Raw genomic sequence first — 3,926 nt, forward strand, 5'->3', positions numbered from 1 at the left:
GAGACGTTGGAAAAAGCCTGGATCATGAATCCTTATATGCAGCATTTTTGTGGCAAGGTTTTCTTTGAACACGAATTTCCTTGTGACCCGAGTAATTTTGTTCATTTCCAGCTGCGCAAAGTCTCCTGACTTTGAGCAATTTACAATAACATATCAATTAGAAAAAATTATCTTTGAGGAAACAGAAGTATGAAAGAAGGTTATGTAATCAGGAATCAGGAAAAATCCGCTCGAAAGAATGGCGGAAAAATCCGCTCAGAACATCATTGACGGCATTGAGAAATCAAAGGAAATCCCATTCGAACAAGTACTTTTTGGGATTGGCATTAAGCACGCTGGCGAAACCGTTGCCAAGAAACTGGTGAAGAATTTTGCCACGATCGACGACCTGAAAAATGCGGCGGCCGAAGAACTGACGCAGGTGGAAGACATCGGTGCCAAGATTGCGGTGAGCATTGAAGAATTCTTCCGGAATCCCGAAAATCTGCTGATGATTGAACGCCTGAAATCCTATGGTGTACAGCTGGAAAAAGGAGATGCTGCCGGAGAAATATTACGCAATGTGCTGGACGGCATAACCTTTCTGTTTACCGGGAAACTTTCCCTTTTTACCCGGGATGCTGCGGAAGAAATGGTGGAAAAACACGGCGGCAAAAACATCTCCGCAGTATCCAAAAACCTGAATTATCTGGTAGTGGGCGAAAAAGCCGGAAGCAAACTGAAAAAAGCGCAGGACATCGGCACGATTACGATTCTGGACGAGCAACAGTTTCTGGATTTGATTGGCAAGAAGATGGTTTAGTGGTTTAGTTATGATATGTTTCGTTCAAATTGGCTCAAAGTCAGGAGACTTTGCGCAGCGGGGCTTTGCGCAGCGGGGATCAAAGTCAGGAGACTTTGCGCAGCGGGGAACTCCTCAAACGTCTAATTTGATAAAACAAAAAAATAGAAGAAGTATGGTAAAAATGAAGTATTAAAAGAAGAAAATTATTTTATTAATCCTATCATTCTGGATTTCAATAAAGTGGATAGATTTTAATAAAAAAAACCAGGAAACTTTTTTTTGTTTTTGAGTTTTCTTTTGTAACTTTGCAACCGAAATTTGTAAAAATGGATGTAAAATTTTTAGAAAAAGTAGCTGATTTGTTTGTCGAAAATGGTGCAAAAACATTGACAATGGATGATATTGCGAAAGAATTCGGGATGTCTAAGAAAACGCTTTATCAAAAATACACCAACAAAGAAGCGCTTTTAAGCGATGTTCTTCAGTTCAAATTAAAAGAAGTCATCGAAAAACTCAACGAACTGGATATTAAAATTGAAAATGCCATCGAAAGGATGTTTTGTCGCGATGAGCAGATAGAAAAGGCAGTGCAAACCAATAAATCACTGTTTATTCGCCAGCTAATTAAGTATTATCCGACGATCTTTAATCAACATATGATGCATTTCTCTGAAAGATTTACAGAAGTAATCATTCATAATATAAAAAGAGGTAGAGAACAAGGGTATTATCGGGACGATTTTGATGAGAAATTATACGGTAAGATGTTTTTTCAACTTATCATGTCCTACGATAGTTCACCTTTTTTCAATACTGAGGAAATCGATAGAACACACTTTAATAATGAAGCGATGAAATTTTTAATGTATGCCATCACCACTGAAAAAGGCAAAAATTACCTGAAAAATGTGGTCTGCAAATCTGAAACGATTTAAGCTATAATAAAATTCATAACAAATAATAACTCAATATACAATGACCAACTGGAGAAACATGGCGCTCGGTGCGCTGCTCTTTGCCTTCTCGATTACCGAGTTGCAAGCGCAGGAAACCGTTACCCTAAAACAAGCCATCGAATATGCTTTGCAGAATAAAGCTGATGCGCAAAATGCACAACTGGATATTCGGAATGCCGATTACCAAATAATGGAGGCAAAAGCGGGGGCTTTACCAAAAATAAATGGTGTTGCCAATATCACTTATAACCCGATCTTGCAAACTACTGCTTTGGATGCAGGTGCATTCAGCGGCGGACCCAGCAATATTCAGTTGATTACTTTGGGCCAAAAATGGAATGCCGGAGCGGGAGTCCAGCTTTCGCAGGCATTGTTTAACCAGCAGGTTTTCATTGGGTTGAAAGCTGCGAAATCAACCAAAGAATTTTATCAGCTTAATGCACAGCTCACTGAAGAACAAATCATCGAAAGGGTTTCTAATGCGTATTTTCAGGTATTTACTATTCAGCAAAAGAAAGAAACTTTAGAAAATAGCTATGCAAGCACAGAAAAGGCCAGAAATATTATTAAAAGCTTATTTGATAACGGACTTGCTAAAAAAATAGATCTCGACAGAACCAATGTGAATCTTACCAACATCAATACGATTCTTAAGCAGCAGCAAAACGCCATCAATCAAGCAGAAAACGCATTGAAATTCTATATGGGAATGCCGATTGAGAACAAGATAGAGCTGGTAAAAGCCGATATGGAAATCACTCCCCATTTGCTGGATGAAACTGTAGCATCTGATGAAAGATCTGAGGTGAAAATCTTAAACAAACAAAAAGAGCTTCTGCAGTATAATAAAAAAGCAGTGGAGGCGGCGTATTATCCTACTGTAAACCTTAATGCCAACTACAGCTGGCAAGGATTGGGAGATAAATTTCCATTAACAAACGGGAAGAAAAATGGCGTTTATTGGGCAGATTATTCTGCGATTACGTTGGGCGTTAATATTCCTATTTTTAATGGATTTGCTACAAAAGCCCGTGTAGAAATGGCGCAAATAGAACTGGATAAACTGGATGTAAGCATCAAAGACACTAAACTGGGCTTGGATTTATCTTATCAAAATGCAAAATCGCAAATCGAGAATAGTCTTTTGGCCTTAGAAAATCAAAAAGCCAACGTTCGTCTTGCTGAAACAGTAACTTCAAATACCAAACATAATTATCAATACGGTTTGGCTACGCTTACCGAATTATTAGAAGCGGAAAACGCTTTGGTAGAAGCCAAAAACAATTACAGCAATGCCATCTTAGAATACAAAATCGCAGAAATACAATATTACAAAGCAAAAGGAGAACTTAAAACTTATTTAAAATAAACTATCATGAAGAAATCTTTAATATATATCATCGTTGCAGCACTACTGATCGGTTGGGGAGCATACACTATTGTGGGAAACAAAACCAAACAAGAAAAAGAAGTTGCTGAGGTGGCAAAGCAGGTTGACAAAATCAATGTGAATGTGGTAACGGTTTCCAGACAAGATATCAATACGGATTATTCTGCGAACGGAACATTTATCCCAAAGCAGGAATCTAACCAATCCGCAGACATTGCAGGAAGAGTTGTGAGCGTTTTTGTGAAAGAAGGTTCACGGGTAAGCGCAGGTCAAGTTCTGGCAACGATTAAAAAAGATGCTATTGAAGTAGATGTTACACAAGCTCAGAACAATTTGCAGAATGCGATTATCGATAATCAGCGTTATGAAAATGCATTCAAAACAGGTGGTGTGACCAAGCAGCAATTGGATAACTCAAGACTTCAACTTAAAAATGCACAGGCTGCAGTGAGAGCTCAAGGTGTGAGAATCAATGATGCCAGCGTGCGTGCAGGAATCAGCGGAACAATCAACAAAAAGATGGTGGAGCCGGGGATGGTGGTCGCTACAGGAACAGCATTGTTCGAGATTGTCAATATCAATTCGTTGAAGCTTTCTGTTCTTGTTGATGAAAGCCAGGTTGGCAGAATCCAAATCGGGCAGGAAGTTGATATCAATGTTAATGTTTTGCCTGATGAAAAATTCACGGGAAGAATAACATTTATTGCACCTAAAAGTGATGCGTCTCTCAATTTTCCTGTTGAAATCGAAGTTCAAAACAGAGGAAACCTAAAAGCTGGTATGTACGCAACAGCTG

Annotated in this window: 3 protein-coding genes and 1 pseudogene; all 4 read left to right on the plus strand. The window is 38.8% G+C overall.

The annotated features are described in order from the left end of the window. Positions 1-226 precede the first annotated feature (226 nt). Positions 227-802: pseudogene (locus Q0252_RS05975) on the plus strand (helix-hairpin-helix domain-containing protein); the annotation flags it as partial. Positions 803-1,110: 308 nt separating this feature from the next. Next, on the plus strand, positions 1,111-1,719 hold the full coding sequence (locus Q0252_RS05980) for a TetR/AcrR family transcriptional regulator (RefSeq protein WP_297984623.1): 609 nt from the start codon (positions 1,111-1,113) through the stop codon (positions 1,717-1,719). Positions 1,720-1,777: 58 nt separating this feature from the next. Further along, positions 1,778-3,109, plus strand: a complete 1,332-nt coding sequence (locus Q0252_RS05985; RefSeq protein ID WP_297984625.1) for a TolC family protein — start codon at positions 1,778-1,780, stop codon at positions 3,107-3,109. A gap of 6 nt (positions 3,110-3,115) precedes the next feature. Further along, on the plus strand, positions 3,116-3,926 hold an 811-nt coding region (locus tag Q0252_RS05990), incomplete at its 3' end, for an efflux RND transporter periplasmic adaptor subunit (protein ID WP_297984624.1).

It is taken from the genome of uncultured Chryseobacterium sp. (assembly GCF_936933875.1).
In the GTDB taxonomy this organism is placed as follows: Bacteria; Bacteroidota; Bacteroidia; order Flavobacteriales; family Weeksellaceae; genus CAKZIK01.

Coding starts and splice junctions, on each gene's coding strand:
- Q0252_RS05985 (WP_297984625.1), top strand. CDS start 1,778: ATGGCGCTCGGTGCGCTGCTCTTTGCCTTCTCGATTACCGAGTTGCAA.
- Q0252_RS05980 (WP_297984623.1), top strand. CDS start 1,111: ATGGATGTAAAATTTTTAGAAAAAGTAGCTGATTTGTTTGTCGAAAAT.